The following is a 6,456-nucleotide window of genomic DNA, read 5'->3' on the forward strand; positions in this document are numbered from 1 at the left end:
TTTTTTTTTTATTTGTTTTTTTTTTTTTTTTTTTTTTTTTTTGGTTGGGGTGGGCGGGGGCGGGGGCGCCGCCGGCGCCGGGGTTTCGGGGCCCCGGCCCACGGCCATGCGTGCCGGGGGCCGGCACCCAGTGAGTGGTCTGGCCCGGTGGGCGGCCGATACGACCGCCCACCGGAAGGGGCGTTACTGCTCGTCGAGGGGGTCGAGTCCGGCTGCGCGGCGCTCGATGTCGGCGAGGGTGTAGCCCTGGGCTTCGATGGCGCGCAGGTAGAACTGCGACAGGTCGGTGGGCTTGCGCCAGTGCTCGACGCCGACCTGGGACTCGAGGGCGATGAGGATGTGGGCGCGCAGCAGGACCAGGGCGCGGGGGTCGGTGGCGCTGGCGAGCTTCGCGAGAGCGTCGGACGTGGGGAGCATCTGTTCGGCCAGGGTGCGGGCGTGATAGGCGGCGGGGATCTGGGGCCACTTCATCAGCACTGTTGCCACGAATGAGGCGGTGCCCTTGGGGGCGGTCTTGCGGGTGGTCTGCTGGGCGATCCACTTGCGGCGGACCTCGGTGGCGGCTCGCCATTCGCGGTTGTTCTCGATCACTTCACGCCGCTGAGCTGCGCGGTCCTCGGCACTTTGTTCCTGTTCGAGCTCGGCGGGGCGGGGGTGTCCCCACCAGGTGCGCCAAGGGGTGTCTTCGATATTGACGACGTGCCAGTACAGCGTGGTCTCGTGGTTTTCGACGACGTTCTCGCGGGGAATCATCCATTCCTCGCGGGCATCGCCGTCGGGTAGCTCGTCCACGATGTAGTCCGCGTCGATCTCGTCGCCGCTCTCGCGGTCGAAATAGGTGGTGCAGCTGTAGACGTACAGCCCGAGGTGTCCGAGGGCGGCGACTTCTTCGATGGCGGGCGTGTTGCCTTCTTCGTCGGTGACGCGCTCGACCAGCTGACTGGCCCCCTCCCCCACTCTCTCGTGAAGAGCACCAAGCGGCACGGCGGCGATGGAGTGTTCTGCGAGGTACGCCTCGGTGCGGGCCAGTGCGGCGTTGCGTTCGGTGCGGCGCAACCGTTCGGCGGCGAGTGCGTGGTCGAGTCGTCCGCTGGCGATGGCCCACTCGATGCGGCGGACGGCGGCGGGATCGTCGCCGAACTCGGCGAGGGCGGCGGCTTGTTCGATGGTCAGCTCGCCTCGTTGCACAGCGTCGCGCTGCTCGGTGTCGCGCAAGGTCAGGGCCGCCTCGATCTCGGTGCGGGGCGCCTTGGTGCGACGGGCGATCTTGGTGGAGGTCAGTCCGTGGTCGGCCAGGGTCTCGAACAGGGCCAGGCGTTCGCCGTTGGTGATCGCGGCGCGGTGTTCGTTCTCGCTCCACTGGGTGACGAGCCGTTCGACGGCGGCGTCGGTGCCAGCGCCTTCGTCGCCGACGATGAGGGCGGGGATCTGGGTCAGTCCGGCCTCGAGGGCTGCGGCGGTGCGGCGGTGGCCGGTGAGCACGCGCAGGGGTCCGGCGGCGGTGCGGCACACAGTGATGGGGGTCAGAACTCCTTGCTCTGCGATCGACTCGCGGAAGGCATCGGTCAGGCGCAGGTCATGGCGGATGTTGGAGTCGGTGAGCAGGTCAGCGGGGTCGAGGGTGGCGAATTCGGCGGTGCTTCCGTTGTTCATAACTCAAGTTTACATCTGTTTTGATGATTTTTCGATGTTTTATTGGTGCTTTTTCGATGATTGTTTGGTGACTATTGTCACACTTTCTACCCTCCGAGCTGGGGGTTTCCGTGAAACGCAGACGGCCCCGCCAGGGCGGGGCCGTTGGTTCAGTCTTCTATGCGGTCATGGATGGGCAGGATCATGGATCGGTGGCCGAGATACCGTTCGGACAGCTCGCCCAGTCTCGAGTCGGAGGTTCCGGCATAGTTGCCTCCGAACATCACCACTCGTCCCGACTCGGTGAGTTCGTACCGACGACGGTCGGCGTTCCATTCGACTCTGACCAGAGCGGCATAGCTGCCTTCGATGAAGGCGTGGCGTCGAATCCGTACGGCGACGGTGGGGCTGATCTGCTCATGGCCGCCGACGTGGCTTCGCACTCCGTGGGGGGTGCAGCCGGACGGCAGTGACGTGATGCGGCCCGTGCGGGCGCGGCGCTCGTCGAGGACGCCCATCAGAAGAAGAGTGTCGGCGGCGGCGCTGATACCGCCGTTGGTGCAGTCGCCGAGGCGGTGGGCGCGGTAGACGTCGAGCAGGAGGCCAGCGGGGCGATGGTCGTTCTCTTCCTTGTTCATGCCTCTAGTTTATATCTGTTTTGATGCTTTTTCGATGTTTAATTGGTGATTTTGCGGTGCTTTTCTGGTGATGCGGGTCACACGTTTTTAGGCTCTGACCTGCGGTTTTGCGGGTGTAGCGGGGGTTTGGTGGCGGTGGTGGAGCGGGTACCTCGGTCGGTCGGTGCGGCCTGGTGAACCGGGCGCGGTGACTGCCGGGCAAGGGCGGGTTTTCCCTTGCTCGGTGGTCGGCGGGTCCGGTAGGGCCGTGGTGTGGCGACCGGGCGCGGTGCACGCGGAGCAGCGGGAACCTTGGGAGGGAGGGACAGGGGTCCGAGGGCGGAGCCCCCGGGGATCGGTAGAGCGATGCGGGTCGGGCCGGGAGTTTCTGTGCCTGTACACGAGGCCCGCATAGACCGAAGGCCCCGACCAGGAGGTCGGGGCCTTCAACGGTTGGACTGTGGTGCGGTCAGTCCTCGTCGGTGCTGTCGTTCTTGCTGCCGCGGGCTTTGCGCCGGCGCACCTTCTCCACCTCGGGGAAGGGCTCGCCGCCGTTGTATTCCTCTTCGAGCTTGTGGGTGTACTCGGCGATGGCGGCCTCGATGAAGCTGTTGAGACTGCCGTGTGCGCCGGGGTAGACACCGCGCAGACCCTTTTGAGCGTTGGTCGCAGCGTCGATGACGGATTCGGCGAGGGTGAACGTGCGCCGGGTCAAGGTGGGTTGCTGCACGATCTTCTTCGGTGCTGCGGACCGTGCCGGGACGTTCTCGTCGGGAGCTTCGGCGTCGAACATGCTGCGGATGTCGCTCATGACTTCTTCCTTTGGGTAATGGTGGTGGCCAGGTCGTCATAGACCAAGGCGTGACGCCAACCGTCCTTCGTGTCGGCGAGGGATACTCCGTCGTTGACGGCCCTCTTGATCGGCTCGGCGGATCGGACGCTGCCGAGGACGGGGATGCCGGCCTCGGTGAATTGGGTGGTCCAGGCGCGAGCGAGGACCGTTCCGGACTGCACCTTGTTGAGGATGGTGCCGCGGACCCACAGAGTGCTGTTGTGCCGCTTCTTGATGCTCTGGGCGTACGAGGTCACGCCCTGCATGGCCGCGATGCTGAAGTCATGCGCTTCGTTGAGGACGATGAGCTGGTCAGCGGCCACGAGCGCGCACATCTCGAGGGCATTTCGCGTGGGGGAGCAGTCGATGAGGATGTAATCGTAGCGGTCACGGATCGGCTCGAGTGATTCCCGCAGGACATGGGGGCCTTCGATGGGATCGTTGGTGATGTTCTTCTCGGCGGCGATGAGGTGGGCCGCGTTCGCAGGGGCGGCGATGAGATCGACGCCGGGGCGTATTGCATCGAGGATCGCCTCGGCAGCGGGCTTTCGGGTCTCCGGGTCTATATCGACGATGTGATCGGCGGTCACCTTCGCTGCGGCACGGAGGTCGGGCTGCAACTTGGTGAGGGTGTGGGTGAGGTTGCCGGAGGGATCAAGGTCGACCAGGAGCACCTTTTCGCCGGCACGGGCGAGGGCTTCACCGACGTTGAGCACGGTGGTGGTCTTGCCCACCCCGCCCTTCTCGTTGCCGATCAGAATGATTTTCGAACTCATGGCCTCCCTTTCCTGATGCAATAATACATCACTTCTGATTCATAAAGCGTGCTTTTCTGGTTCTTATCGGATGGCGGTTTCGTGACTGTTGCGGACTGGGTGGTGTTGCATCTGTTCAGGTGCGGTTTCATGTCAGTGGTGGATGGAACGGCGACGGCCAGGGCTCGATGCCCTGGCCGTCGGCCACCGCTGCCACGGGGGTGGGGGTGGTGGGGTGACTCTGGTTGCGTTCGCAGGGTTTCCAGTCCTGGCGGCTGGTGCGTGGCGCTAGCGAACATCCAACACTCTCGATGGCGGTCGTGCACAGGGGGCCGCTGGGATTCGCGCCGGCTCGTGGTCGGCGGTGGGGTCTGCGCGGCGCAGCCGCTCCTTCGGGTTCGGTTCTCGGCCGGCCTCGCGGTGGCGGCAGACCGTAGGGGTGTGGCGGATATGGCGGCGGCCCGAGCCGGGGGCCGTGAAGGGCGTCCGGCTCGGGCCGTGTGTCAGCGGATCTCGCGGCACTGTCGGCATTCCCACCCTTGGGGGCGGAGAAGGCAGGTTCGTCGTTCTTCGCAGAGCCAGCAGGTCTGGTTGGCTTTTTCGGCTTCGCCGCGTTCCTGCGCTGCGGCTTTTTCGTGTTCGGCTGTGCGGCGTTCTCGCTCGGTGTCCAGGTCGTTGTGCTGGGCCGCGGTGGGTAGTGCGCGCATCATGCGGTAGGCAGCGGCGGTGCCCGCGTCTCGTTCTGCGAGGTCGGCGGCGGTGTAGCTCGGGGGTCGGTCGGCTTCGTGCAGCATGGGTCCGAAGATCGTGCGGCAGGTCTGGCAGGGGGTGAGTTCGTCGGTGACGGGCTGTGTGCATCCGGGGATGATGCACTCGGCGAACAGGGATTCGGCGGTCATGGCGTCCTCGCGGCGAGTGGGAACCGGCGGCCGCGAGGGGGTCGCGGCCGCCGGATTGTGGGTTACTGACCTGGGCGGATGGGGGTGTGGGCGTCCTCGGCGCGGGCGTCGGTGATCTTGTCGTAGGGCAGTCGGTCGGTCCAGCTGTAGGCGGTGGCGACGGTGACCGACTTTGCGTTGACTCGGATCACCTTGTGCCAGGTGCCGGAGCAGTTGACGAAGCATCCGGGGCGTAGGTCGGCGCGGCGGTAGAGCTTGGGGCCGTCGGTGGCGTCCTGTTCGGCGCGTACTGCGGTCCAGTATTCGATGTCGCGCTCGAGTTCGGCTTTGTTGAGTTCGAGCTGGTGCATGTGGCTGCTGGTCTCGGCGGTGTGTCCGGCAGCGCGGTACTTGGTGAGGTGACGTTCGATGCTGCGTAGTTCGGCGCTTTGTCGTTCGATGCGGCGGTGGATCACTGCGGGGGTGTAGCGGTGATCGGTGCTGCGGGCGGCGATGCGGGCGGATTCGGCGGCTGAGCGGGCGGCGGCGTCGGCTTCGATCGCGGCGCGGGCGGTGGTGTGGGCGCGGTCGAGGGCGCGGCGGTGGCGTCGTTCGCTGTGATGTCCCACTTTGATGGGTTCTCCGCCTTCGGGCAGTGCGGCACAGGCGTGGTCGTGGCGTGCGTGGGCGGCGGCGGCGGTGGCCTTGCGTTCGGCCTTGGCTGCGAGGGCGGCTGTGCGGTCGGTCAGACGCTCGTTGCGGTCGTGGTGGGCGTCGGTGCCGTCGCGGAGGGTGGTGTCGATGTCGGTTTCGACGTCGTAGCCGGCGGCGCGCAGGGCGGCGGCGGTGTGTTCGATGCGGGCGAGGTGGGGGGCGCGGTCGCGGCTGTGCGGGATGTACCAGGCGGTGATGCTGCGTCCCCATTTCCAACCTGCGGTTTTGAGGATCGGCGCGGTGCCGTCGCCTTTGCTGGTGCCGTCGATGATCGTGCCCTCGGTGGGGGTGTGCGTGATGGTGAGCATGTGGGCGTTTCCTGTTCGGGTCGGTAGTGCGCGCCGGTGGGGAGTCGCGGTGACTCCCCACCGGCGCGGAATGTGGATCAGTACTCGGCGATGAAGACCGGCCAGTGGGGGCCGGGGCGGGTGGTCCAGCGGAGGATCGGCCGCCAGTAGGTGGTGGTCCGGTAGGCGCGTTCCTCGTGGTGGGGGCACATGACCCACTCACCGTCGGTGTGGGTGGCTTCGGTGGTGCAGCCGTTGTAGTCGCACCACTGGTCGGGAAGCTCGAGTGTCTGGACGGGGGCGGGAGTGGTCATCGCGTCTTTCCTTCCGGGGGTCAGCTGAGGCCGGATTCGATTGCGGCGCTGATTTCGTCCTCGGTCATGCCTGCGGCACGGGCGGCGGCCTTGGTGTCGCGGGACTCGGCCAGGACTACGGAGATGTCCTTGCCGGTCGAGATGTTCTCGAGCAGGGCATCGATGTCGCGGCCGAGGTTGCGGAGCTTCGCGGTGATCTCTTCCTTGTTCATGCCTCTAGTTTACATCTGTTTTGATGCTTTTTCGATGTTTCGTTGGTGCTTTTCCGGTGCTTTTCTGGTGATGCCGGTCACACGTTTATAGGTTCTGACCTGCGGTTTTGCGGGTGGAGTGGGGTGGTTCGGTGGCGGTGGTGGAGCGGGTACCTCGGTCGGTCGGTGCGGCCTGGTGAACCGGGCGCGGTGACTGCCGGGCAAGGGCGGGTTTT

Annotated in this window: 8 protein-coding genes; all 8 read right to left on the reverse strand. The window is 65.8% G+C overall.

Annotated elements, in window-relative coordinates:
- Positions 1-183: 183 nt before the first annotated feature.
- Entirely contained in the window at positions 184-1,653 is a 1,470-nt protein-coding gene (locus ACFWB0_RS21495) for a ParB/RepB/Spo0J family partition protein (protein WP_371054026.1), read from the reverse strand.
- Between the two features lie 149 nt (positions 1,654-1,802).
- On the reverse strand, positions 1,803-2,270 hold the full coding sequence (locus ACFWB0_RS21500) for a hypothetical protein (RefSeq protein ID WP_371054025.1): 468 nt from the start codon (positions 2,268-2,270) through the stop codon (positions 1,803-1,805).
- 448 nt (positions 2,271-2,718) lie between these two features.
- The gene (locus tag ACFWB0_RS21505) at positions 2,719-3,060 is read right to left on the reverse strand and encodes a hypothetical protein (RefSeq protein ID WP_072816384.1); all 342 of its coding nucleotides are present in this window, start codon (positions 3,058-3,060) and stop codon (positions 2,719-2,721) included.
- Positions 3,057-3,857 (reverse strand): ParA family protein, encoded by an 801-nt coding sequence (locus ACFWB0_RS21510; protein WP_039585755.1) that lies wholly within the window; start codon positions 3,855-3,857, stop codon positions 3,057-3,059. The genes ACFWB0_RS21505 and ACFWB0_RS21510 overlap by 4 nt, the downstream gene beginning before the upstream one ends.
- Positions 3,858-4,339: 482 nt before the next feature.
- The gene (locus tag ACFWB0_RS21515; protein WP_317551186.1) at positions 4,340-4,735 is read right to left on the reverse strand and encodes a hypothetical protein; all 396 of its coding nucleotides are present in this window, start codon (positions 4,733-4,735) and stop codon (positions 4,340-4,342) included.
- A 62-nt stretch (positions 4,736-4,797) separates the two neighbouring features.
- Complete coding sequence (locus ACFWB0_RS21520; RefSeq protein WP_371054024.1) at positions 4,798-5,736, reverse strand: DUF3560 domain-containing protein; 939 nt, start codon at positions 5,734-5,736, stop codon at positions 4,798-4,800.
- Between the two features lie 77 nt (positions 5,737-5,813).
- Positions 5,814-6,029, reverse strand: a complete 216-nt coding sequence (locus tag ACFWB0_RS21525) for a hypothetical protein (RefSeq protein ID WP_029547350.1) — start codon at positions 6,027-6,029, stop codon at positions 5,814-5,816.
- 20 nt (positions 6,030-6,049) lie between these two features.
- A complete protein-coding gene (locus ACFWB0_RS21530) occupies positions 6,050-6,241 on the reverse strand; it encodes a hypothetical protein (RefSeq protein ID WP_371054023.1) in 192 nt (63 codons plus the stop codon).
- Positions 6,242-6,456 lie beyond the last annotated feature (215 nt).

The organism is Rhodococcus sp. NPDC060086, assembly GCF_042730275.1.
Lineage (GTDB): Bacteria > Actinomycetota > Actinomycetes > Mycobacteriales > Mycobacteriaceae > Rhodococcus.